A 22,458-nucleotide genomic window follows, 5' to 3' on the forward strand; every position below is an offset into this window, starting at 1 on the left:
CTCCTATCCGTTGGCCCGCTGTGCGCTGCGTCCTTTCGCGACATAGGGCAGCACGAACATATAGAGGCCGCTGAACAGCATAAGGAAGAGCGGCGGCAGTGGCGAATAAACCACCCAGGCGGGCGGCTGTCCAAACGCCATGGTGACGAAATTGGCGACGACGGTCGCCGTGAAGATGATCGACAGCCAGCGATGCGCCTGCCTGATCCATGTGCTCCAGTCCAAAATGACCTCCTGTGAAACGTGTGAAACCAGGCGCGCTACCAGCGCGCCAGCTGAGTGATCTGGATGAGATTGCCGCAGCCGTCATTGAGCTTGGCGATGGTCGAGCCGGTCACCTCGGTCGGCGCCATGGCGAAATTGCCGCCGCGCGCCTTGATGCGCTCATGATCGCCCTTGATGTCGTCGGTGAAGAACATCACCGCCGGCTGGCCCTGCTCGAACATCGCCTGTTGATAGGTTTTGGCGGCCGGCTGGTCGTTGAGGGCCAGCTGCAGCTCGGTGCCCTCGGGCTCGTCCGGCGAGGCGACCGTCAGCCAACGGAATGGCCCGTTGCTGAAATCGGCCTTCTTGGTCAGGCCGAGCACGCCGGTGTAGAAGGCAAGCGCATTTTCCTGGTCGTCGACATAGATGCTGGTCAGTTTGATCTTCATCGTCTTTCTCCATGGGTTTTGCTGGCGGTGTGCCGCCCGGTGAAGTCAGGGGTTGGGTTCGATCGGCCGGCGGAGCAATTCCAGGAAAAGTGTGAAACGGTTTTCCGTCCGGAATTGCGTCAAAACAACGGGTCTAATCTGTCCGGTCGAGAAGCTGCTCCAGCTTCTCGAAGAATTGCGGCCAGCCCATCTTGGCGCCGCCATAGGCGCGCCGCTGCTCCGGCCGGAAGCCGGATTGCTCCATCCGCAGATGCGTTCCGGTCGGCGTCGGGGTGAGCGTGAAGGTCACCACGCTCCTGAGATCGAATGCCGGATCCTGGTGCGCGAGGTTCCAGGTGTAGGACAGCGTCTTGTTCGGCTCGACGGCCAGCACCTCGCAATCGAGCACGCCGCCCCAATCGGCGCTGATGTTGAAGCGGTGGCCGACATCAGGCTTGAAATCGTTCTTCATCAGCCACTCCTCGATCAGATGCGGTTGTGTCAGCGCGCGCCAGAGTTTTTCTGGCGGATGGGAAATCAGCCGCTCGACGACGACAGTGCGGTTTTCAGTGGCACTATCGTTCACTGGTCCATCCTTTTGAGCAAATCCTCGAGATCATCGAACCGGCTCTCCCAAAACCCGGCCATCTGGCGTGTCCAGTCCATCAGCGGCGCCAGCGCGCCAAGCTGCGCGCTGTAGTGCGTCTGGCGGCCTTCATGGCGGTCGCGCACCAGACCGGCCTGCTTGAGCACGCCCAGATGCTTCGACACCGCCGGCTGCGACACGCCGGACTGGCTCGTCAGCGCCCCCACCGTCTGCTCGCCCTGGCGGCACAGCCGTTCGAAGATCGCCCGCCTGGTCGGGTCGGCGAGCGTCCTGAAGAGCATGTCATGGGTTTCAGGCATCTCAGATCGATAACCCGTTGGCTATTGGTTGACGTATAACCACAGGGATATATGTTCGTCAAGAGCAAGATTGGAGCGGCAGGAATGATCCTGGTCACCGGAGCCACCGGCCATATCGGACGCGCCGTCGTCTCGAGCTTGGTGTCATCAGGCCATGAGGTCGCCGCGCTGGTCCGCAAGCGCGAGGCGGGGCAAGGGCGCCCGCCTCGGGAAACAGCACTACGCGTCGGTGACTACGAGGATGCCTCGACGCTCAAAGCAGCCTTCACCGGCGTCGACAGGCTAGTCCTGATTTCAAGTGATGGCGCTGCGGATGCGGTCACGCGCCATCACGCCAACGCCATCGCGGCCGCGACGGCGGCGGGTGTGCGCCACATCACCTTCACCAGTATCGTCGATATCGGCGAGAACTCGCCCTTCTACTACGCGCCCGCCTATCGCGACGCCGAGCGCCGGCTGGCCGCCAGCGGCGTGCCCTCGACCATCCTGCGCTGCGGCCTCTACAGTGATTTCATCCTCGACACATGGCTTGCGCCCGCCTCGGGAGAATTGGTGCTGCCTGCCGGACAGGGCCTGGTTGCGCCGGTCTCGCGCGATAATGTTGCAGCAGCGGTCGCCGCGGTGGCGACTGGGGCTCACACATCCCGCGCGGTCTACACGATCACCGGAGGCCGGGCGCTGGGCTTCAACGAAATCGCCGCCTGCTATGGCGAGGCGACAGCACGGCCCCTGCGCTATCACCCCTGCTCCCTCAGCGAATATCTGGCCTCGGCGTCGGCGCGCCTCGACGAACCGTGGCCGCAGGCCTTCTCCAGCCTGTGCGCCTCGATCGCCGAGGGCCGCTATGGCGGGGTCTCCCGAGACTTCGCCATGCTCACGGATAGGCAGCCGGAGAGCTTTCGAGATTTCCTGGCTCGCGCAACGTCCGCAATGCCGGCGGAAGGCTAGATGGCGCCATGGGCGCGGCCGATCTCCTGCGCCACCAATTCCTGCAACTGCCACAGATTGCGGTCGCGTATGCCGCAGGCGTCGAGGTGGCGGATCGTCTCGAACAGATACTGCGCGCCCGAGCCCCAGTGGCCGACGGCCCTGGCCAGCGTCGCCGCGACCGCGGGCTTGTCGAGCTTGCCGGCATAGCGCGGATTGGCGGGATCGACGACGAAGCCGAGCGCCCGGCTCGCCCCGCCCTCGGTGCTGACCTGCAGCCAGCGCGGCACGTTGACGGCGGGCAGGATGGTCATCTCGCGGCGCAGCAGCGCTTCCAGATTTTCGGCGACCGGCTCGGCGATTTCGAACACCATGCCCTGGCACTGGCCGCCGCGGTCGAGCGCCATCATCAGGCCGGGCTGTTCGAGCGTGCCGCGAAAGCGCTGCACCGTGAAGCAGAACGATCGGTGCCAGCCCCGCGCCACCGCGCGCTCGCCACCCCGGACCTCGCCTGCCGGCTTCCACAGCAGCGAGCCATAGGCGAACAGCTTTAGCGGTCCGGGCGGCGCAGAGGCCAGGATCTCGTCGCGAAACCGCGCATAGTCGGCGTCCGTCATATAGACCATGCCCGGCGTCGGCCCGGCATCCGCGACCACGCGCATGGTCCGCGCCACCAGCGCCTCGGTCAGCGCCATCGGCGCCTTGCGCGGTACGGCGGAAATGGCCTTGTTCATCCTTGCGCTCCCAGCCTTGCCGCCATGTTGCCGAAGGCTGGGGGATTCTCAAGGGCGACCGGCGCGAAATCCCGCCAGTCAATGCCGGGCGTGCGCGGCACGCACGCCCCGCAGGTCTGTTCTAGTGCTTGGTGCTCTTGCCGCCGATGGGAATGCGCTTAGCCTTGCTCTGCGCCTTCTCGGACTTCGGCAAGCTCACGGACAGTACGCCATTGCGGAAGTCGGCGGCGACCTTGTCCTCCGCGACTTCGAAGCCGATCGGGATGCGACGTTCGAAGCGGCCATAGAACCGCTCGGAGAACTGACGCTCCTTGTCGTCGGTTTCGGAGTGTTTTTCGCCGCGCAACGTCAGGACGCCATCATCGAGCAACACCTCGATGTCCTTCTCCTCCATGCCGGGTATCTCGGCTGTCACGCGGATATCCTTGTCCGTTTCGGAGATTTCCACGCTGGGCCAACCGGTGCCGGCCAAAGAGAACCTGCCCATGGACGGAAGCCGCGACTCGAAGCCGCGGAACATGTCATCTACCAGGCGGCTCATCTCGCGATGCAGGCCCATGAACGGGTCCCGATCGCCTTCGCGAAAGAGGGTCGCAGACTGGCTGGTGTCGCGGCTCCACGGCATGAGATCACGAATGGTCATTGCACTTTCTCCTTTCTTGATCCTGTTTCTGGTACGTTCGTATGCACTGGCTGTGCTCCGGAGGACAATGCGCCGTCTGAAGCCGGCATCGCTGCCAGCCTGATCCGTGCTTGCTGTTTTCGCTCTGCTTCTGGTCCGATCCGCTCAACCTTTGGGAACGCCCTCGCCCGGTCGCGGGTCTCCCGCAACGTCACCGCCTCCGGCACATGATGCCCGAGTTCGACGGTCACCGCCCATGAAGCTGACGCCCGCGTCTGCACCGGCCCATCTGGCGGCGGCATGGTCGATCTGGGGTTCGTTGCGGAGGGGTCAAGACCTGGTAATGCAAAGTGATCGTCGAATGCACGTACGCCCGCCTGGGGCAACCTGGCCGCATTGCACAAGGCCGTTCGCGACGCCCGCGTCGAAGCGCTGTCGGGCTTCCGCAAGGCGGTTGCCGGCGGCCGCCGCCGACAGCGCCTGCGCCGCCAACGACTTGCTCCCTCTCAGCGCACTGAAATCCATCCAAGCTGGTCCATGAACTGGATAAGTCTCGGCACTACGACATCGGGTGTCGCCTCCCTGTGCCATTGCCGTTGCACCATGGCGGTGTCGATCGCCTTGCGGCTGGTAGAAGGCGTACAGCCGCTTGGTCGTCAGCCGGCTACGACACCAGCGGCATCGGCACCTTCAGCCCGTCGATCAGCGCATCTCGAAACAGCGCGATCGGGCAGCTGAGCCGTCCGGCGGGCGGGCGGTGCAGCAGCCAGGCGCGCACTTGCGGCTTGAAGTCGGGGCAGTCGATGACCTCGACGGCGTCGCGCCAGCGGCTGTCGGCGAAGGCGCCGGGCGTGACGATGCCGATGCCATGGCCGCGCGCCACCAGCGACATTCTGAGGTCGACGCTGAGCGCCTCCACCCCGACCTGGAACGGCAGCCTTGCCGCCTCGAAACTTTGGCGGATGAAGGCGCGAAACCCGCAGCCGTTTTCGTTCATCACCCAGGCAAAGCGCGACAGGTCGGCGAGCTTCGCCGGCTTCGGCACGCCAAGACCGGGGGACGCGACCAGCAGCACCGATTGCGCGCCGAGATCGTCGCAGACCAGCTCGTCCGGCGGCGCCAGGCCTTCGGCCAGGCACACCGCCACGGCGTCGAGTTCGCTGCGCGCCACCTGCTCCACCAGCCTTGGCGACCAGCCCGAGGTGATGCGCAGCGTCAGCTGCGGAAAGGCGGCGCGCAGCGTGTCGAGCGGCAGCGCTAGTGCCGCGTCGGAGAGATAGGGCATGACACCCAGGCGGAACTCGCCCTTGATCTCGCCTTGCGGCGACACGCCCGCCCTGAGATCGTCCAGCGAGCGCAGCACCCGCCTTCCATGCTCATAGGCCTCGCGCCCCGTAGCTGTCGGCTTCAGCGGCTTCGACTGGCGGTCGAGAAGTGCTGTCGCCAGACCATCCTCCAGATTCTGGATGCGGCGCGTGACGCCCGGCTGGGTGAGGTTCAGCCTGGCGGAGGCGCCGACGATCGAGCCGGTTTCCACCACGGCGATGAAGGCTTCGAGGTCATGGATGTTCATGCACATCTCGCATAATCATTATCGAATTGATTGAATTGTAGCATGATAATGCTTCGGCATAAAGTCCTCAAACAATATGCAAGTTTATTGAGGACCTCATGCTCGACACCAAGGACGGCCAGCTGTGCGGGCGGCTGCCCGCCAGCACCATCACCGGCCCGCAGACGCTGCTCTTCGCCGCCTCCACCGGCATCATCGTCACCAATCTGTTCGCGCCGCAGACGCTGGTCGGGCTGATCGGCCCGTCGCTCGGCGCCAGCGCCGCCAGCGTCGGCCTCGTCGCCATGGCCACGCTGCTCGGCTATGCCGGCGGCCTGTTCTTCCTGGTGCCGATGGCCGATCTCGCCGAGAACCGCGCCTTGATCTTGCGCATGCTCCTGACGGCGGCCCTCGCGGCCGGCGTCGCCGTCTTCGCGCCCACCATCGCCTCGCTGCTGGTCGTCCTGTTCGTCCTCGGTGCCGCCTGCTCGGCGATCCAGATCCTGGTGCCGATCGCAGCCTCGATGGCGCCGCCCGGCAAGGCCGGCCGCGTCATCGGCGATGTCATGAGCGGACTGATGATCGGCATCCTGCTGGCGCGGCCGCTGGCCAGCCTCATCGCAGACGCCTGGGACTGGCGCGCCTTCTACGGCCTCAGTGCTACCGCGCTCGTCCTGCTCGCCGGCGTACTCGCCTTCACCTTGCCGCAGCGGCGCCCGGAAGCACAATCGTCCTACGGCGCGCTGATTGCCTCGCTGTTCGGCCTGCTGCGCGGCGAGCCGGTGCTGCGGCGGCGTGCGCTGACTGCGGCGCTGGTGATGGCGGCGTTCAGCCTGTTCTGGACGGCGGTCGCCATGCGTCTCGCACAGCCGCCTTTCGGCCTTGGCCAGCGCGGCATTGCGCTCTTCGCGCTGGTCGGCGCCGGCGGCGCCGTGGTCACGCCGCTGTTCGGCCGCGCCGGCGACCATGGCTGGACGCGATCCGCCACCATCGCCTGTCACCTCGTGCTGATCGGCGCTATGGCGCTCGCCGCCTGGGCCGGCGCCTCTCAGCCCGGTGCGTCGTGGCAATCGTTGGTGCTGATGGGCGTCAGCGCCGTGCTGCTCGACATCGGCGTCACCGGCGACCAGACGCTCGGCCGCCGTGCCGTCAATCTGCTTCAGCCCGAGGCCCGCGGCCGGCTCAACGGCCTGTTCGTCGGCATCTTCTTCATCGGCGGCGCCATCGGCTCATTGCTGGCCGGCGCTGCCTGGACTTGGGGCGGGTGGACCTGCGTGTGCGCCATCGGCGCAGTCTTTGGCGCCACCGCCCTGGTGGTCGACTGGATCGGCGAGCCGGAATGACCGGGCGTTCTTACAATCACGCCGAGTAGCCCAAGGGAACTATGTTGCCGGCAAACTGTTTTAGTCCTTGCCGGAGGATGCCATGAACGATGCGTCGGCGACGCCCGCGGGTCCCGTCCTTTCATCGACGGAGCGCGTGAACACGCTGTCGCATTTCCACCGCGCCGAGATCGCGCGCATGGCGGGCTGGCGCGATCGGCTCGACAGGACCACGAACTGGGCGATCACCGTGGTGGCGGCGATGCTCTCGGTTTCGCTGTCGACGGCCAGCGCGCATCATGGCGTGCTGTTGTTCGCCATGCTGCTGATCCTGCTGCTTTTGTGGATCGAGGCGCGCCGCTACCGCTTCTTCGACTTCTACCGCGCCCGCGTGCGCCAGTTCGAACGTCACTATTTCGCGCAGATCTTTTCGCCGCAGCCCGACTTCGCCTCGGATTGGCTGCTCATCGTCGGCGAAGGCCTGCGCGCGCCGAAATTCCTGCTGTCGCAACGTGCCGCCCTGGTGCGCCGCCTGCGCCGCAACTACATTTACCTTTTCCTCATCCTGCTGTTGGCCTGGGTATTGAAGATCTCGACACCCAGCCTGCAAACCGTCGGCACCAGGGTCGGCTTTGGCGGTTCGCTGCGCGAAGCGGTCGACAGCGCCGCCCTTGGTCCCATACCAGGCATCGCCATCGTCGCGTTGGTGGCCGCGTTCTACATTGGGCTGCTTGCCATAGTCGTGTTCGCGGCCGGCGACGACGGCGAACTCGCCTTTGGCGATGTCCACGTCTGACCGGATGATCGACTTCCAATTCCGGCAACAGGCGGCTGCAACGCAAAGGCCGGCCATGCGTTGTCATGGTCAGTCCACCGCGACGTTTGAGGGAACCCATGAACCGGCAACCGGCAACGACGTCAGGCCGCCTCGCGGCCACCCTCGTGCTGGCCACCCTTGCCCTGGCACCGGCAAGCCGCGCCTTCGCCGCCCAGGCGCCCGGACATGCGTCGGGCATGGGCGGCTCGGCCGAGGGCCTGTTCGTCGCCGAGATCGTGCTTCTCCTGCTGGTCGGCCGCGGCCTCGGCGAAATCTTCCAGCGTTACGGCCAGCCGGCGATTATGGGTCAGCTGATCGGCGGCATCCTGCTCGGGCCCTCGCTGTTCGGATGGATATGGCCCGACGCCCAGCACCTGATCTTCTCCAGCGATCCGGCGCAGAAGGGCATGATCGATGCGGTGTCCCAGCTCGGCATCCTGCTTCTCCTGCTCCTGACCGGCATGGAGACGGATCTGCGCCTGGTGCGCCGCGTCGGGGCGGCCTGTTTTTCGATCTCGATCACCGGCGTCGTCGTGCCTTTCGCCTTCGGCTTCGCGCTGGCACAGTTCCTGCCGGACTCGCTGCTGTCCGACCCGCGGCAGCGCGTCGTCGCCGGGCTGTTCCTCGGCACGGCGCTGTCGATCTCCTCGGTCAAGATCGTCGCCATGGTGGTGCGCGAGATGAACTTCATGCGCCGCAATCTCGGCCAGGTCATCATTTCCTCGTCCATCATCGAGGACACGATCGGCTGGCTGGTCATCGCGGTGACCTTCGGCATCGCCACCAATGGCAGCCTGCAGGTCTTGCCGCTCATCACCACGGTGGCCGAGGTGGCGCTGTTCATGGTGTTTTCCTTCACCATCGGCCGCCGGCTTGTCTTCACGCTGATCCGCTGGAGCAACGATTCTTTCCGCAGCGAATATGCCGTCATCACGGTGATCCTCATCATCATGGGCGTCATGGCGCTGATCACCAACCTGATCGGCGTCCACACGGTGCTCGGCGCCTTCGTCGCCGGCATACTGGTCGGTGAATCGCCGATACTGTCCGGCCACATTGAGAGCCAGTTGCGCGGCCTCATCACCGCGCTGTTCATGCCGGTGTTCTTCGGCATGGCCGGCCTGTCGGCCGACCTGACCGTGCTTACCGACCCGACGCTGGCGCTGCTGACGCTGGCATTGGTCGCCATCGCCAGCATCGGCAAGTTCGGCGGCGCCTTCCTCGGCGGCCGGCTGGCCGGCATGTCGCTGAAGGAAGCCACCGCCGTCGGCAGCGCCATGAACGCCCGCGGCTCGACCGAGGTCATCGTCGCCAGCATCGGCCTGTCGATGAACATCCTGTCCCACAATCTGTTCACGATGATCGTCACCATGGCCGTCATCACCACGCTGGCCATGCCGCCCATGCTGCGCTGGGCGCTCGGCCGCCTGCCGGTTGGACATGCCGAGAAGCAGCGCGTCGATCGCGAACTGCTCGACGAACGCGGCTTCGTTTCCAGGCTGGAGCGCCTGCTGCTGCTGGTCGACGACAGCCCGGTCGGCAAGTTCACCGCCTACCTTGCAGGCCTGGTCGGCGGCGGCAGCGGCATGCCGACCACTCTGCTTCATCTCCAGGATGGCAGGCTCGCCGGTCAGGTCGGCGACAAAGGCCCGGAACGGGCGTCCAGGGAGGTAAAGAAAGGCGCCGCCAGGAGCGCAAGGGCCGTCAGCAAGGCCGAGGACACGCTTGTCGACAGGGTCCACCTCACAGCCCGCACCGAGCTTCAGGCCAGCGCCGAGACAATCGCCGCCGAAGCCCGCAAGGGCTATGGGCTTCTGCTGGTCGGACTGGAGAACATGCTGACCGACAAAGGCACCTTCAGCGGCGCGCTGAAGGACGTCAGCAGCGGTTTCGACGGCCCGCTCTGCCTCGTGCTGAACGGCGCCAAGGCCGATGGAAAGATGCCGGTGCTGCGCGCCGGAACGACGATACTGGTCCCCGTCAACGGCACCGAGGTCGCGCGCCGCGCCGCCGATTTCGCGCTGGCGCTGGCGCGGCCGCACCGCGCCCGCGTCAAGGCGCTCTATGTCTCGCAAGCCAGGCAGGGCAGCCGGCCGGGCACGGTCTCGCACCGCCGGGAGGAAGCCGTGCTCAAGGATGTCGCCGATCTCGCGGACCGCTACGGCGTCGCCGTCGACACCGCGATCCGCACCCGCGCCACGGCGGACAGGGCGATCGCCAGGGAGGTGACCAAAGGCGCCGCGATGGTGGTGATGGGTGTCACCCAACGGCCGGGCGAAGAGCTGTTCTTCGGCGACACCGCGACAGCGGTGCTCGCCGCGGTCGCCTGCCCGGTCGTGCTTGTGGCCAGCGAACGCGTCAAGCGGGCCGACGCCAATGCCGACGAGGCGGCGGCCGAAATCAGTGCCTGATCATTCCGGCGCAGCGATCGGAACCTACAGGCCCAAGAACTGTCGCCCGATGATGTAGCCCAGCGCCGCCGCGACGAGCGGAAACAGCGCCGGCGCTGCCTTGCTGAAGAGGGAAACTTTCGTGTCCTTGGGCGGCACATAGCGTGCGTTGCCGAGATTCTTGGTCATTGCGTACCCCGCGCCAAACCAGACAGTTTTGCGCATGTCGTTATCCCAAACCGCTACGCGGTTCCGGTCGGCATGCATTAGCAGACGCTTATTAACAGCATGGCCAAATTAACGGGTTGCAAAGAAATTCGATCGAATAGGCGACCATTGCGTCAGGAGAATTCCACGCTTCGGGAACCGATCGTGCGCGACCGCTGGCCCGGTCAAGATCATCATCACCTCGGGCCAGCAACAGCCGGCGCGGACGCTATGCCGAATGGCGGCGTCTTTCCGCCCAAGCCCTATGCGGCTGTTGCAGCCACCATCCAGGGCCTGCTCGACCAGGAACCTGATTGTTGTCGCAGCCCCAAGACATCAGAGCTTGATTTCGTGACCGAAAGACCTGACGTCGCTCGCCAGAACCAGCCTGGCATCGTCGGCAACATAGCCGACATAGCGATAGTCACGGATGAAGCTGATGCGCCCTTCCCGCCACTCCAGCCACATGAAATGGGTTGGCTTCGGGGCCGCCCGATGTTCGAACACCGCGATCACCTCGCGGCCTTCGACCCATGCCGGCTTGAGCCACAGGCCCTCGCTCTTGGCATAGATCGTGAAGAACATCCCAACATCGGCCGCACCTGATCGTGACGGGTGCATGGACTGCTGAAGTCTAACATCATCGGCAAGCAGCGCACGCAAGCCATCCCAGTCGCGCTGGTTGAACAGATCGGTGTAACGGACCACTTTGGCGGAAGCGATGCGCGCATCGGGAAGCCGGCTCGCCTGGGCGTTGATCTCCCGAAGCCGGGCACGGCCGCGCGACAGGTGCGCTTTCACAGCATCGACCGAAATGCCAAGCAGGGCCGCGATCTCAGCCAGGGGCTCATCGAGCACATCTTTCAAGATGATGACGCTGCGCTGGACGACCGGGAGCTCCGCAAAGCGCGACACGGCGGTTTCGATTGCCTCCTTTCGCATCAGCGTCTCCACCGCATCGGCTTTGCTGTCATCGGCGATTTCAAGCGCCGTCTCGATGGGCTCCGCAACGCGGGTTGCGCGGCTGCGCAGCAGGTCCAGCGCCCTGTTGTGGGCAATGCGGAACAGCCAGGGCCTGAGCTGTGGCACCGCGCACAGTTCGTCCAGCGCAACGAAGGCCCGGGCAAAGGTGTCTTGCACCACATCCTCGCCATCGATGACGGAGCCCATCAGGCGCGCGCAATAGCGGTGCAGCTCTGGCCGCAGCGCGGCGGCAAGGGCAAGCAGTCCTTCGCGTCGATCGCGGTCCACACCAGGCTCTCGTTCGTTCAAGCCGCCGCGCCTTCCATGATGGTCACGCCCGCGTCGCCATTGAGGCCGAAGACGACGCCCTCGGCATATTGCGGGTCTTCCAGCACCGAAACCACCCTGTCACCGAACGACCGGGGCGGCATCGGCGCCCCAAAGCGGGTGACGAATTGTTCCGGCGTGATGCCCATGGAGCCTGCGTAGGCGCCTGCCGCGGCGTCGCCGGTTCCGGTACCGAGAATCATCTGCCGCGGCAGGATCGCCTGGAAGCGAATGCCGAGCTTCTTCTCCTGCGAGACGCCATTGGCATATTTGGCCATGAACCAGAGCATGCGCTTGGAGCCGCCATAACCGCCGGACATCTGCGATCCGGTAACGGCAGCACCACTCGATCCCACCAGCACCCGGCTGCCCGGCTTGAGCGGCAGGTTCAGCGCCGCCTGCAGCCAGTACAGGCCAGCCTTGACGTCGGTCTCCCAGGCGACGGAGAAATCCTCCCATCTCAGCTGATCCAGCCGCCCCATCCGGGGTGTGGCGCCAGCATTCAGCACCAGTATGTCAGGGCTGACCTCGCCAAGGATACGATAGGCCGCGTCCTCGTCCGTGACGTCGGCGGCAATCGTGGCGACCCCGAGCCGCGCGCGGACCGCCTCCAGCGCTTCGGCGCCACGCGCGACGACCGTCACTTGGGCATCATGCTCGACCAGCGCTTCGACCAATCCCAGGCCAAGCCCACGGCTGCCACCGGTGACCACGATTTTCTTGTCCTTGAGGCTCATCGACCCTGCTCCATTGCTTCACTGTAGCAAAGACGTTTGAGCATCGGGAAAAGAGTCAGCCCCGCGCCGATCAACCTGTTCGACTACCGCCTACTTGTCGCTGTTTTCGAAGGCACCGATGCCTTGCGCGATGAGGTTGGTGGCCATGACCAGCGAGATGATCGCGGCCGAGTTGAAGACCACCACCCACCATTTGCCGCCGGTGAGGAAGCCGTAGCCGTCGGCGATCGCCAGCCCCCAATCGGCCGATGGCGGCTGGATGCCGAGGCCGAGGAAGCTCAGCGTCGCGATCGAGAAGAAGGCGTAGCCGAGCCGGGTGATCAATTCGATCAGGATGGTTTCCCGCACATTGGGCAGGATTTCGAGGAACATGATCGCCAGGCGTCCCTCGCCGGCGAGCCGGGCGGCGCTGACATAGTCGCGCTCGCGCTGTTCGCGCGTGGCGGTGCGCACGGTGCGCGCCACTAGCGGCGCATAGGCAAGGCCGATGACCGCGATGACGGTGAGGTTTGACGGGCCGATCGCCACCAGCGCCATCGTCACCAGCACGATGAAGGGCAGCGACATGACGGCATCGAGCAGCCGTGCGCCGACCGCATCGACCAGGCCGCCGAAGGTGCCGAGCACCAGGCCGATGACGCTGCCGGCGGCCACGCCCGCCAGCGTCGCCAGTGGCGCCACCAGCAGGATGTCGCGCGAGCCGACGACGATGCGCGAAAGCACGTCGCGCCCGAGCTGATCGGTGCCGAACCAGTGCACCGCGTCGGGCGGCGTCATCATCGACAGGAAATCCTCGGCATAGGGGTCGAACGGCGCGAACCGCGCACCGAACACCGCACAGGCAACCCACAACAGCAGCACCACCGAGCCGATCGCGGTCGACGGCGCCAGATCGGGCAAAGAACCGCGCAGCCGGCCGACCCAGGAGAGCCTGATGTCACCGCGCATGGGAGACTGGGCGAGATCGGTCATGGCGCGTTGCGCCGGCGCTGGCGCGGGTCGAGCAGCGCCTGCAGGAGATCGCCGATCGCGGCCGTCGACACGAAAATCGCAGCCATCACCAGCACGCCGGCCTCGAGCATCGGGAAATCGCGCGCCTTGGCGGCGCTCAGCACCAAATTGCCGAGACCCTGTATGCCGAACAGCGCCTCGATCACCACCAGCCCGCCAAGCAGGAAGCCGCTTTGCGTGGCGATGACCGCCACCGTCGGCACCAGCGCGTTGCGCAGCACATGCTTGAACAGCACCTGCGAGGGGCTGAGCCCCTTGAGGATCGCGGTGCGCGTATAGTCCGCGCCGCGCGCCTCGATAACCCCTGCCCTGGTCATGCGCGCCACATAGCCGATCAGGTTCAGCACCAGCGGCAGCGCCGGCAGGATGAGATAGTAGCTGGACGTCCAGAAACCGGCCCCATTGGGCGCGGCACCGGTGATCGGAAACCAGGCCAGCCACAGGCCGAAGACCATCAGCAACAGCAGGCCTGAGACGAAATCGGGCACGATCGAGAGCGAGACGCCGGTCAGCACGATCAGCCTGTCGGCAAGGCTCCCCGAGCGCAGGCCCGCGACGACGCCGGCGCCGATGCCGATCGGCACCAGGAACAGCAGCACGACGCCGGCCAGTGCCGCGGAGTTCCTGATGCTCGACAGGACGAACGGCGCCACCGGCGCGCGCATCGACAGCGAGTCGCCGAAGTCGCCCGTGATGGCCCGGCTGAACCAGTGCCAGTACTGCGCAAGAATCGGCTGGTCGGTGCCGAGCTTGCGGTTCAATTCGGCGACCGCCTGCGCATCGGCGAACGGGCCGAGCATGACGCGGCCGACATCGCCGGGCAGCACCTGCCCGGCGAGGAAGACCAGCGCGCTGACCAGCCACAGCGTCAACAGCAGCGAGCCTGCGCGTACCGCGAGCGGCCGCGCCATCGAGGCGATGCCGCTCACACGAACGACACCTTGTCGAGCAGCAGATGCGAGATCGCGGTGAAGCGCACGCCCTCCACCTTCGAGGAGACGATGCGGCTGTATTGCGAGAAATAGCTGATGATCAGCGGCGTCTCGTCGAGCAGCAAATTCTGGATCTTGCCAGCGGCGAACCGTTGCGCCTGCAGGTCGCGGGCCTTGCCGTAGTCGATGAGCAGCGCGTCATAGTCCGGACTGTTGAAATGCGCCGCGTTCCAGGCGCCCGAGCTCTTCAGCGTCGCGTTGAGGAAGATATCGGGCGTACCGCGATGACCGAAATCGGTGATGCCGAGATTGGAGTCCAGCCATGGCGAGCTGCCGAACGTCGCCGAGCCGTAATAGGCGTCCTGCGGCAGCACGTTGAGCTTGATGTCGATGCCGGCTTTCCTGGCGAAGTTCTGGATGATCACGGCATAGTCGGGAATGTCGTAGGCGCGTTCGGTAGTCAGCGTCACCTCGAAGCCGTTGGGCATGCCGGCCTCGCCGAGCAGCCGCTTGGCCCCTGCGATGTCCTGCTTGCGCTGCGGCACGGACGGATCGGCCGACGGGAAGATCGGCGCGAACGGCGTGTCGTTGCCGACGACGGCGCGGCCCTTGAGCAGGCCCTTGACCACGGCCTCGCGGTCGATGGTCAGCGCCAGCGCGCGCCGCACGCGCTTGTCGGTGAACGGCGCCTGGTCGGTCCGCAGATGCGCCGGATCATGCGAGCTGGCCTGCACGCTGAGCAGCTTGAAATTGGGATTGCCTTCGATCGCCAGCTCAAGCCGCGTGGTCGAGGGGATGACGTCAAGCTGGCCGGCCTGCAGCGCCAGCACCTGCGCCTGCTCGTCGTCGAAGAACTTGATCTCGACGCGGTCGGGCAGCGCCTTGTCACCCCAATAGTCCGGGTTGCGCACGAAGCTCGCGCCCTGCTTGGGGCGGAAGGACTCCAGCTTGAAGGGACCCGTGCCGTTGAAGGTCCTCTCGAAATCGCCGGCATAGTCGGCCGGCACGATGACGGCATTGTAGACGTCGGAGGAAACGTAGAACGGGAAGTTGCTGTTCGACTGGTCGAGATCGAAGGCGACGGTTTCGTCGTCGACGACCTTGGCGCCGCCCTTGGAGAGAATGCCCTTGTAGGCCGACAGCGCCGACGAGCCGCTGGCCGGATCGACCAGCCGTTCGAAGCTTGCCGCCACGTCCTTGGCGGTTACGGTGCGGCCGTCGTGGAACTTCACGCCGGGCCTGAGCTTGAACGTCCAGCGCCTGGCCGTCTCGTCGGCTTCCCAGGACAGCGCAAGCTTCGGCTGCAGCCCGTCCTTGGGATCGTCGAGGATCAGGTACTCGCCGACCTGGCTGATCACGCCGATGCTGGCCGGATCGGTGATCGTGACGGGATCGATCGCCTTGGTCGGCTGGCCGAGCCCGACACGGACCGTGCCGCCAGGCGTCGCCGCGCCTGCCGCGCCCGGTGCGAACAGGCCATGCGAGGCGGCAAAGCCGGTGAGGCCTAGAAGTGCCGCGTATTTCAGGAGGTCGCGGCGCTTGAGGAAGCCCTGCGCATATTCGTCGACCGCGACATTCCAGATGTCGCCGGTATGGCCGCGCGTCGACTGGTTGCGCAGCAAATCGATGTCGGAACGTTTCGTCATTGTCAGTCTCTCGTCAATTGGAGGATGGGGGAGAAAAAGCCGCCGTCAGGCCGGCTGGCCGTCGAGATGGATGCGGTCCACCGCTTGCGGATAGAAGGCGATCAGCCCCTTGATCCTGGGCATTTCGTCGATCGGGTCGCGGTAGCTCCAGGCAATGTCGGGGCGCACCGAACCGTCCTTCAAAAGGCCCGACCAGTAGGAGGCGATGCCCTTGTAGGGACATCGCGTCGTCGAGTTGGACGCCGTCAGCCGCTCCAGCCGGACATCCTCCGGGCGCAAATAGAAGCGCGTCGGCAGATGGGTCTCGAACAACAGCACCGGCCGGTGGCTGTCGGCGATGATGTCGCCGTCGAACCAGACCTGCACATGGCTGGAACTGTGCAGCACATCGATGCGCGCATAGGGATCCCGGGCATGGACGAAGACTTCCTCTTCCTCCTCGAACCACTGGTCGACCGCCTTCCAGGTGAAGGCGATGCGGCCGGCGAGCGGCGCCAGGCTTTCATCCGGGGGTGCCGTGAACGACCACGCCGCATGGGCGGCGCGCCTGTCGCCGCTGTCGATGTCCCAATAGGCGGCCTCCCCGCCGACGGCGTGCGGCTCGCGATGCAGCGACGGCTTCAGCACCGACGCATCGACCGAGGATGGCGGGAAGAAATAGATCGGCAGGAAATGGTTGGAGCGCAGCACCAGCACGTTGCGGCTGTCGGCGATGGTGCGGCCGCCGAACTTGACGCGCACACGCTTGGGGCTGTGCAGCACATTGACGAGACGCGGAGCGGTCGCTTCGCGCGGCTGGAGATTAGGGGCTGCGGTCATGGCTGCCTCCTCAGGACACGGCGCGCTGATTGGCGCGCTGCTCGGCGAAGCGGTTGGCGGGGCGGGCAAGGCCGAAGCGATCGCGCAATGTGCCGGGCGCATATTCGGTCGGGACGAGGCCGCGCCGCTGCAGTTCCGGCACCACCTGCTCGGCGAAATTCAACCAATCCTCGGGCAGCAGTGGGAACATCAGGTTGAAGCCGTCGGCGGCACCCGACACGAACCAGTCCTCGAGCTGGTCGGCGATCTGCTTCGGCGTGCCGGCGACCGTCGGCACCGAGCCGCTGTTGGCGAGTTTGCGGGCGATGTCGCGCAGGCTGAGATTCTGCTTCGACCATTGCTTGACGCGGTTGAGCGAGGTGCGTCCGCCATTGAAGGTGCTCTCATCCGGCAGCGGCGGCAGCGGCCCGTCCGGCGGATAGGCCGAGAGGTCGATGCCGCTCCAGCTCGACAACAGGTCGATGCCGACCTGGTCGGGGAGAAGCGTCTGCAGATATTCCTGCTTGTCCCGGCCCTCGGCCTCGGAGGCCGCGACGACAGGCAGGATGCCGGGCAGGATCTTGAAGCTCTCCGGCCGCCTGCCATGGCGCGCCAACCGCTCGTTGATGTCCTGGCGGTATTTGATGCCGTCTTCCCGGGTGCTGTAGATGGCGAAATGCGCATCGGCATGGGCGGTGGCGAAATTCTTGCCATCCTCGGACGAGCCGGCTTGGACGATCAGAGGATGGCCCTGCGGCGGCCGCGACACGTTGAGCGGCCCGCGCACCTTGAAGTGCTTGCCCTTGTGGTCGATCGGATGGACCTTGTCGGGATCGGCGAAGTAGCCCGTCTCCTTGTCGATAAGGAGCGCCTCGTCCTCCCAGCTGTCCCACAGCGCCTTGACGATATCGAGAAATTCGCCGGCGCGCTCATAGCGGAAGGCGTGTTCGATATTGCCGTCGCGGCCGAAATTGCGCGCCTCCTCGTCCATCGCCGAGGTGACGACGTTCCACGACGCTCTGCCCTTGCTGATATGGTCGAGCGAGGCGAACAGGCGCGCCACATTGTAGGGCTCGCTGTAGGAGCTCGACGCCGTGGTGATCAGGCCGATATGGCTGGTCACCGCGGCCAGCGCCGACAGCAGCGTCAGCGGTTCGAGGCGGGCGTTGGCGTAGTGCGCGACGCCGCTCTTGACCGAATCCCAGATCGACACGTGGTCGGCGACGAAGATGGTGTCGATGCGTGCCCGCTCGGCCGCCTGCACCAGCTCGCGATAATAGTCGAAATCGAGCACTTCGCGGCCCGGCGCGCGCGGGTGGCGCCATGCCATGCGGTGGTCGCCCTGCGGATTGAAGAAGAACGCGCTGAGGATCATGTGCGACATCTCTGTTCCTTCCCTGCGGATGCGGAAAACCGCCAGTGCGGCGGCCTGTGGCCGTGCCCCGAAAATTGTCCAGTCAGCGAAAGTTAGATTGCGCCCGCGCTTAATTCGAGTAATTTTATAGAGATTGTTTCATATGAAAGCGGAAGCGATTGCCCCTGATCGCGGCGCGCGCAGAAAGTGGTTTCCGGTCGTCCCCCCTGTCTTCGGTCTTGCCAACAATGTCTTCGGTTTTGCCAACAATGTCGTCCGTTCTGAACGTCGAGCACCTCTCCGTTTCCTATCGCGGAGCCAGGCACCGCGCGGTCGACGATATTTCGCTCAAGATTGGGCAAGGCGAAGCGCTCGGCCTGGTTGGCGAATCCGGTTCGGGCAAGAGCTCGGTGGCGCTGGCGGTGCTGCGCTATCTGCCGAGGCATGCCCGCATCGAAGCCGCGCGACTGGCCTTCGAAAACCGCGAGATCCGCGACCTCTCCGCCAACGAGCTGCGCCGGCTGCGCGGCGACCGCGTCGCCGCCGTCTACCAGCATCCGGGCTCGGCGCTGAACCCGAGCATGACCATTGGCGGCCAGATCACCGAGACGATCCTGCGCCACCGCCCGATGCATCGTGACGATGCGTTTGCGCGCGCCGCGCAACTTCTGAGCCGCGTGCGCGTCGCCAATCCCGAACGCGTGCTGCGGCTCTATCCGCACGAACTGTCGGGCGGCATGCAGCAGCGCGCCAACATCGCCATTGCGATCGCGCTCGACCCGGCGCTGCTGGTGATGGACGAGCCGACGACGGCGCTCGACGCCAGCGTCCAGTCCGAGATCATCGCCATCCTCGACGATCTGCGCCGCGAGCACCGCACCAGCATCCTTCTGATCAGCCACGACATCAACCTGATCCGCCGCTCCTGCGACCGGGTCTCGGTGATGCAGGCCGGCTCGATTGTCGAAACCGGGGCGGCTGCCGAAGTCTTCGACAATCCGCGCCACGCCTACACAAGGGCATTGGTCGCCGCCATTCCGACGCTCAGCCGCACCAAGCGCGACGGCAGGCTGGCCGAGGATGCGAGCCTGGTGGACCTCGCTTCCGACGCGCCGGCCGGGGAGCCAGCGCAAACCGCCCTGCCCGCGCCGCGGCGCGAAACCACCCTCTCTTGCCGGGGCATAAGACAATCCTTCGGCGGCCAGCCGGTGCTGCACGGCATCGACCTCGACATCGCCAGCGGCGAGACCTTTGGGCTGATCGGCGAGTCCGGTTCCGGCAAGTCGACGCTGGCCCGCATCGTCACCGGCCTGCAGCCGCCGACGGCGGGCACGGTCGAACTGTTCGGCAAGGCCGTGGCGCCGCTGGTCGAGCGGCGCCGGCCCGGCGAGCGGCGCGACGTGCAGATGGTGTTCCAGTCGCCCGACCGCACGCTCAACCCGCGCCAGCGCATCGGCCGCATCCTCGGCCGGCCGCTGCGCCGGCTGGCCGGCCTGCCGCGCCGCGCCGTGCCGCAGCGCGTCGGCGACCTGCTGGCCTCGGTGCGCCTCGCCCGCACGACATCCCGGCAGAAGCCCGGCACGCTGTCCGGCGGCCAGCGCCAGCGCACGGCCATTGCCCGCGCCTTCGCCGGCCTGCCAAGGCTGGTGGTGCTGGACGAGCCGACCTCGGCGCTCGACGTCTCGGTGCAGGCGACCGTGCTCAACCTGCTCAACGACCTGCAGAAGAAAGGGGATACCGCCTATCTCTTCATCAGCCATGACCTCAGGGTCGTGCGCTACATGGCAGACCGCATCGGCGTGCTCTATCGCGGCCGCCTGGTCGAGACCGGTTCATCCGACCAGATCTTCGCCGGCCCCAACCATCCCTACACGCAATTGCTGCTGGCGGCCTCCTCCAACGACGGACAGGCCGCCACCATGGCCGAAGCACAAACCGCCATCGAACCCGGCGGCTGCGCCTTCGCCGGCCGCTGCCCGCTGGCCGACGCCGGCTGCCACGCAGCCGAGCCTGTCGCCCGGGAAGTCGCATCGGGCCATTTCATCGCTTGCTGGAAGCGCGCCGGTTGAGGTTGGCCCCGAGATAAAGCCGGTGCACCGGCGATTTGAGCAGCTCCATGCCGATCGCTAAGTCCGGCAGACCGCCATGACGAAGAACTCGCGGTAGCAGAAGTCGGGATCGTCGAGCAGGCGATCCGGCCGCTGCTTCAGCTCCCGCCAATAGGCCTGGTCGGCGTCAGGCAGGGCGTAGCTAGGCGCGACGCCGGCAAAATAGGCCAGCAGGTCGCGAACATAGTCGCGCGTCAAGCGAGGCGCGGGCGCCCAGCGCTCGACCAGCCAGCCCTTGCGGCTGACGACCTCCAGGCCGGCCTGCCGCAGACGCGCCGGAAGCGTCGAACCGCAATCGGTGCCGAGCACGCCCCGGTCGCGAAACCCCTGCAGCCTGGCGGCCATGAAGCGCCCCAGCAGGGCCCGGTCCATGGGCAGGATCTGCAGGATCGTCGAATCGAAATCCTTGACGGCGAAGATGCCGCCCGGCTTCAGCACGCGCCTGGCCTCGCCGACGGCAAGCTCGAACTCGGCCGGCGTCAGATACTGCATGACATTGCCGGACCAGACGCAGTCGAACGATGCGTCGGCGAATGGCAGCGACAGGATGCTGCCGACATGCGTGGCAATTTCCGGCGGCTCGGGCAGCGTGCCCGCGAGCGCCTCGACCCGGCCGATGTTTTCAGGCGCGAGGTCGAGCGCGGCGATGAAGCCGGATGGGCCGACGGCCCTGGCGATGAGCGGCAGGAAGCCGCCGCTGCCGCATCCGGCGTCGAGCACGCTCCAGCCCGGGCGGATACCGGCGTCGAGCAAGGCCGCCTCGTATTCGGGCCGCGACGATTCGAAATGAAGATCGAGCCAGCCGGCCTCGCTCGCTTCGTGACCGGTGGACGTTTGATTCCCAGCAGACAAATGATGACCCCCCATGGCGCGGCGGGATAGAAGCGCACCCGACGGCATCACGCAATGCCCCGCGAAGCAGGCGACGCCGGTCTACGCCGGCAGCGACGGCTCGGTGTTCGGCTCCAGCGCCTCTTCCGCCTCATGCTCGTCCGGAAGCACCTCGCCATGCACCCCCAGCGGCCGGCCGATCCAGACCGGATCGACCAGATGGTCGCGCTTGGGATTGTTCGTGTTCGGGTGGATGAGGATGCTCAGGCCGCTATGGTTCAGCATCAGCCACGGAACCAGCGCGCCGAAAATCCCGGTTGCGAAGGAGACCTGGTACATGGCCTGCTCATGCGGGCCGACTTGTTTGTCGTGCCAACTGCCGAGACGCACGCGGAACCGTTCCGCGATGCGCAGCCGCAGCCATTCGGCATGCTGCCGCTCGGCCTGCCCGTCGAAATAGATATGCGCGTGATAGCTGGCGATCTCGGCAAGTGGCCTTGGACTGTCCTGGCTCATCTCGATACCCTCCCTCGCAGCGTGGCTGCGTTCCGCCATTCAGCCCAAGAACGCGGCTTTAAGCAAGGCCACCCGAGCCGCCGGGAAGATCGGCAATGGCTGGACCCGGCCAGGCATTCCGTCACACCGCTCGCGCCGCGAGGGTTCCGGCCCCGCGCACATCGTGTAGTCTGACGGTTTTCCTGGGGAATATGACAAGATGACCACCGCCGAAACCCTGCCCTATCTGTCGTCGGCGGTCCTCGATCGCCTGGCGATCTCCACGCCCAACGTGGTCGACGAGATCGAGCGCCAGATCGTCGGCCAGAGGCGGGGCGAAGTCTGGTGCGCGCCCAAGGCCGCCGTGTGGCCGGGCGACGACCGCTACTTCATGGCCACGCTCGGCGTCGCCACCGTGCCGCCCGTGCTGGCCACCAAGTCGCTGGTGGTGAACCCGCGCAACGCCGCGCGCGGACTGGCCACGCTCAATTCGCTGATCACCCTGCTCGACGCCGAGACCGGCCTGCCGCTGGCCCTGGTCGACGGCAATTGGGTGACGGCCAAACGCACGGCGGGCCTCAGCGCCGTCGCCGCCCGGCGCATGGCAAGGCACGATGCGTCGTCCGTCGCCTTCGTCGGCTGCGGGGTGCAAGCGCGTGGCCACCTCGAAGCGTTCGCCGACCTCTTTCCCCTGCGCGAAATCCGCGCCTTCGGCCGCGGCAAAAGCAATCGCGACGCCCTTTGCGAGATGGCGCGGTCGCGCGGCCTGCAGGCAATCCCCTGCGAGACGGCAAGGGAAGCGGTGGAGGGCGCCGACATGGTGGTGTCGACGGTGACCCTGGTGCCCGAACCCGAACCGTTCCTCGACGCCAACTGGCTGAAACCGGGAAGCTTCACCGCCATCACCGACCTCGCACTGCCCTGGCTACCCGAAACCATGCGCCGCCTCGACCGCATCGTCGTCGACGACCTGGAGCAGGAGAAAAAGATGCCCAAACCCATGGTCGACCCCACGCTGGTCGCCGGCGACCTGACAGGCCTGGTCTGCGGCGATTTTGCGGGGCGGCAGAGCGCGGGTGAGGCCACGGCGTTCGTGTTCCGGGGGATGGCTGTGGGGGATCTGGCGGTTGCGGGGTTGGCGTATGCG

23 protein-coding genes are annotated in these 22,458 nt (G+C 66.1%); 6 read left to right on the forward strand and 17 right to left on the reverse strand.

All coding sequences use genetic code 11. From position 1 onward, the window contains the following. Positions 1-3: 3 nt before the first annotated feature. The 4 genes from CK226_RS31370 to CK226_RS31385 form a co-directional block, all read right to left on the reverse strand. A complete protein-coding gene (locus tag CK226_RS31370) occupies positions 4-225 on the reverse strand; it encodes a hypothetical protein (protein ID WP_095774927.1) in 222 nt (73 codons plus the stop codon). Positions 226-260: 35 nt separating this feature from the next. Next, entirely contained in the window at positions 261-653 is a 393-nt protein-coding gene (locus CK226_RS31375; protein ID WP_095793902.1) for a VOC family protein, read from the reverse strand. A 133-nt stretch (positions 654-786) separates the two neighbouring features. After that, entirely contained in the window at positions 787-1,218 is a 432-nt protein-coding gene (locus CK226_RS31380) for an SRPBCC domain-containing protein (protein WP_095793903.1), read from the reverse strand. Then, a complete protein-coding gene (locus CK226_RS31385) occupies positions 1,215-1,538 on the reverse strand; it encodes a metalloregulator ArsR/SmtB family transcription factor (RefSeq protein ID WP_095790473.1) in 324 nt (107 codons plus the stop codon). The genes CK226_RS31380 and CK226_RS31385 overlap by 4 nt, the downstream gene beginning before the upstream one ends. An 84-nt stretch (positions 1,539-1,622) precedes the next feature. On the opposite strand from CK226_RS31385, the gene CK226_RS31390 reads away from it, so the two are divergent. Beyond that, positions 1,623-2,486, forward strand: a complete 864-nt coding sequence (locus tag CK226_RS31390; protein WP_179301169.1) for an NAD(P)H-binding protein — start codon at positions 1,623-1,625, stop codon at positions 2,484-2,486. Here the strand turns inward: CK226_RS31390 and CK226_RS31395 are convergent. The 3 genes from CK226_RS31395 to CK226_RS31410 all read right to left on the reverse strand — a co-directional run bounded on the left by CK226_RS31395 (position 2,483) and on the right by CK226_RS31410 (position 5,394). Continuing rightward, the gene (locus tag CK226_RS31395; protein WP_095774932.1) at positions 2,483-3,199 is read right to left on the reverse strand and encodes a gamma-glutamylcyclotransferase; all 717 of its coding nucleotides are present in this window, start codon (positions 3,197-3,199) and stop codon (positions 2,483-2,485) included. The genes CK226_RS31390 and CK226_RS31395 overlap by 4 nt on opposite strands. A gap of 121 nt (positions 3,200-3,320) precedes the next feature. After that, on the reverse strand, positions 3,321-3,842 hold the full coding sequence (locus tag CK226_RS31400; protein WP_095774933.1) for an Hsp20/alpha crystallin family protein: 522 nt from the start codon (positions 3,840-3,842) through the stop codon (positions 3,321-3,323). A 643-nt stretch (positions 3,843-4,485) separates the two neighbouring features. Beyond that, positions 4,486-5,394 carry a LysR family transcriptional regulator gene (locus CK226_RS31410; protein WP_095793906.1) on the reverse strand — a complete coding sequence of 303 codons (909 nt, stop codon included), beginning with the start codon at positions 5,392-5,394 and terminating at the stop codon, positions 4,486-4,488. Positions 5,395-5,492: 98 nt separating this feature from the next. Here CK226_RS31410 and CK226_RS31415 point away from each other — a divergent pair, with 98 nt between their 5' ends. The 3 genes from CK226_RS31415 (at position 5,493) to CK226_RS31425 (ending at position 9,923) form a co-directional block, all read left to right on the forward strand. After that, entirely contained in the window at positions 5,493-6,716 is a 1,224-nt protein-coding gene (locus CK226_RS31415) for an MFS transporter (protein ID WP_095793907.1), read from the forward strand. 82 nt (positions 6,717-6,798) lie between these two features. Beyond that, positions 6,799-7,491: a DUF2270 domain-containing protein gene (locus CK226_RS31420; protein WP_095793908.1), complete on the forward strand. Its 693-nt coding sequence runs from the start codon at positions 6,799-6,801 to the stop codon at positions 7,489-7,491. A gap of 98 nt (positions 7,492-7,589) precedes the next feature. After that, positions 7,590-9,923: a cation:proton antiporter gene (locus CK226_RS31425; RefSeq protein WP_245437908.1), complete on the forward strand. Its 2,334-nt coding sequence runs from the start codon at positions 7,590-7,592 to the stop codon at positions 9,921-9,923. Between the two features lie 24 nt (positions 9,924-9,947). Here CK226_RS31425 and CK226_RS35215 read toward each other — a convergent pair whose 3' ends face one another. From CK226_RS35215 to CK226_RS31465, 8 genes are all read right to left on the reverse strand, one after another. After that, the gene (locus CK226_RS35215; protein ID WP_095793909.1) at positions 9,948-10,091 is read right to left on the reverse strand and encodes a hypothetical protein; all 144 of its coding nucleotides are present in this window, start codon (positions 10,089-10,091) and stop codon (positions 9,948-9,950) included. Positions 10,092-10,445: 354 nt separating this feature from the next. Next, positions 10,446-11,381, reverse strand: coding sequence for a sigma-70 family RNA polymerase sigma factor (locus CK226_RS31435; protein ID WP_095774939.1), 936 nt, complete (start codon positions 11,379-11,381; stop codon positions 10,446-10,448). Then, positions 11,378-12,136, reverse strand: coding sequence for an SDR family NAD(P)-dependent oxidoreductase (locus CK226_RS31440; protein ID WP_095774940.1), 759 nt, complete (start codon positions 12,134-12,136; stop codon positions 11,378-11,380). Before CK226_RS31440 ends, CK226_RS31435 begins: the two co-directional genes overlap by 4 nt. Positions 12,137-12,226: 90 nt before the next feature. Next, positions 12,227-13,108: an ABC transporter permease gene (locus CK226_RS31445; RefSeq protein WP_095793910.1), complete on the reverse strand. Its 882-nt coding sequence runs from the start codon at positions 13,106-13,108 to the stop codon at positions 12,227-12,229. Next, a complete protein-coding gene (locus CK226_RS31450) occupies positions 13,105-14,058 on the reverse strand; it encodes an ABC transporter permease (RefSeq protein WP_095793927.1) in 954 nt (317 codons plus the stop codon). Before CK226_RS31450 ends, CK226_RS31445 begins: the two co-directional genes overlap by 4 nt. Before the next feature lie 14 nt (positions 14,059-14,072). After that, positions 14,073-15,725 carry an ABC transporter substrate-binding protein gene (locus CK226_RS31455; RefSeq protein ID WP_095793911.1) on the reverse strand — a complete coding sequence of 551 codons (1,653 nt, stop codon included), beginning with the start codon at positions 15,723-15,725 and terminating at the stop codon, positions 14,073-14,075. 45 nt (positions 15,726-15,770) lie between these two features. After that, on the reverse strand, positions 15,771-16,544 hold the full coding sequence (locus CK226_RS31460; protein ID WP_095793912.1) for a DUF427 domain-containing protein: 774 nt from the start codon (positions 16,542-16,544) through the stop codon (positions 15,771-15,773). A 10-nt stretch (positions 16,545-16,554) separates the two neighbouring features. Next, the gene (locus CK226_RS31465; RefSeq protein WP_095793913.1) at positions 16,555-17,907 is read right to left on the reverse strand and encodes an LLM class flavin-dependent oxidoreductase; all 1,353 of its coding nucleotides are present in this window, start codon (positions 17,905-17,907) and stop codon (positions 16,555-16,557) included. Positions 17,908-18,146: 239 nt separating this feature from the next. Here CK226_RS31465 and CK226_RS31470 point away from each other — a divergent pair, with 239 nt between their 5' ends. Next, positions 18,147-19,946 (forward strand): ABC transporter ATP-binding protein, encoded by a 1,800-nt coding sequence (locus CK226_RS31470; protein ID WP_245437909.1) that lies wholly within the window; start codon positions 18,147-18,149, stop codon positions 19,944-19,946. 57 nt (positions 19,947-20,003) lie between these two features. On the opposite strand, the gene CK226_RS31475 is transcribed toward CK226_RS31470, so the two are convergent. Next, the gene (locus tag CK226_RS31475; RefSeq protein WP_245437910.1) at positions 20,004-20,837 is read right to left on the reverse strand and encodes a class I SAM-dependent methyltransferase; all 834 of its coding nucleotides are present in this window, start codon (positions 20,835-20,837) and stop codon (positions 20,004-20,006) included. A gap of 81 nt (positions 20,838-20,918) precedes the next feature. After that, a complete protein-coding gene (locus CK226_RS31480) occupies positions 20,919-21,332 on the reverse strand; it encodes a DOPA 4,5-dioxygenase family protein (RefSeq protein WP_095793916.1) in 414 nt (137 codons plus the stop codon). Positions 21,333-21,531: 199 nt separating this feature from the next. On the opposite strand from CK226_RS31480, the gene CK226_RS31485 reads away from it, so the two are divergent. Then, a partial coding sequence (locus CK226_RS31485; protein WP_095793917.1) for an ornithine cyclodeaminase family protein occupies positions 21,532-22,458 on the forward strand: 927 nt, incomplete at its 3' end.

It is taken from the genome of Mesorhizobium sp. WSM4311, from assembly GCF_002295115.1.
Taxonomy (GTDB): Bacteria; Pseudomonadota; Alphaproteobacteria; order Rhizobiales; family Rhizobiaceae; genus Mesorhizobium.

What these genes read in the sequence shown, in the direction of transcription:
- CK226_RS31375 (WP_095793902.1), bottom strand. Translation starts at nt 653, where the DNA reads ATGAAGATCAAACTGACCAGCATCTATGTCGACGACCAGGAAAATGCG.
- CK226_RS31385 (WP_095790473.1), bottom strand. Translation starts at nt 1,538, where the DNA reads ATGCCTGAAACCCATGACATGCTCTTCAGGACGCTCGCCGACCCGACC.
- CK226_RS31390 (WP_179301169.1), top strand. Translation starts at nt 1,623, where the DNA reads ATGATCCTGGTCACCGGAGCCACCGGCCATATCGGACGCGCCGTCGTC.
- CK226_RS31395 (WP_095774932.1), bottom strand. Translation starts at nt 3,199, where the DNA reads ATGAACAAGGCCATTTCCGCCGTACCGCGCAAGGCGCCGATGGCGCTG.
- CK226_RS31400 (WP_095774933.1), bottom strand. Translation starts at nt 3,842, where the DNA reads ATGACCATTCGTGATCTCATGCCGTGGAGCCGCGACACCAGCCAGTCT.
- CK226_RS31410 (WP_095793906.1), bottom strand. Translation starts at nt 5,394, where the DNA reads ATGAACATCCATGACCTCGAAGCCTTCATCGCCGTGGTGGAAACCGGC.
- CK226_RS31415 (WP_095793907.1), top strand. Translation starts at nt 5,493, where the DNA reads ATGCTCGACACCAAGGACGGCCAGCTGTGCGGGCGGCTGCCCGCCAGC.
- CK226_RS31420 (WP_095793908.1), top strand. Translation starts at nt 6,799, where the DNA reads ATGAACGATGCGTCGGCGACGCCCGCGGGTCCCGTCCTTTCATCGACG.
- CK226_RS31425 (WP_245437908.1), top strand. Translation starts at nt 7,590, where the DNA reads ATGAACCGGCAACCGGCAACGACGTCAGGCCGCCTCGCGGCCACCCTC.
- CK226_RS35215 (WP_095793909.1), bottom strand. Translation starts at nt 10,091, where the DNA reads ATGACCAAGAATCTCGGCAACGCACGCTATGTGCCGCCCAAGGACACG.
- CK226_RS31440 (WP_095774940.1), bottom strand. Translation starts at nt 12,136, where the DNA reads ATGAGCCTCAAGGACAAGAAAATCGTGGTCACCGGTGGCAGCCGTGGG.
- CK226_RS31445 (WP_095793910.1), bottom strand. Translation starts at nt 13,108, where the DNA reads ATGACCGATCTCGCCCAGTCTCCCATGCGCGGTGACATCAGGCTCTCC.
- CK226_RS31450 (WP_095793927.1), bottom strand. Translation starts at nt 14,058, where the DNA reads ATGGCGCGGCCGCTCGCGGTACGCGCAGGCTCGCTGCTGTTGACGCTG.
- CK226_RS31455 (WP_095793911.1), bottom strand. Translation starts at nt 15,725, where the DNA reads ATGACGAAACGTTCCGACATCGATTTGCTGCGCAACCAGTCGACGCGC.
- CK226_RS31460 (WP_095793912.1), bottom strand. Translation starts at nt 16,544, where the DNA reads ATGACCGCAGCCCCTAATCTCCAGCCGCGCGAAGCGACCGCTCCGCGT.
- CK226_RS31465 (WP_095793913.1), bottom strand. Translation starts at nt 17,907, where the DNA reads ATGTCGCACATGATCCTCAGCGCGTTCTTCTTCAATCCGCAGGGCGAC.
- CK226_RS31470 (WP_245437909.1), top strand. Translation starts at nt 18,147, where the DNA reads ATGTCGTCCGTTCTGAACGTCGAGCACCTCTCCGTTTCCTATCGCGGA.
- CK226_RS31480 (WP_095793916.1), bottom strand. Translation starts at nt 21,332, where the DNA reads ATGAGCCAGGACAGTCCAAGGCCACTTGCCGAGATCGCCAGCTATCAC.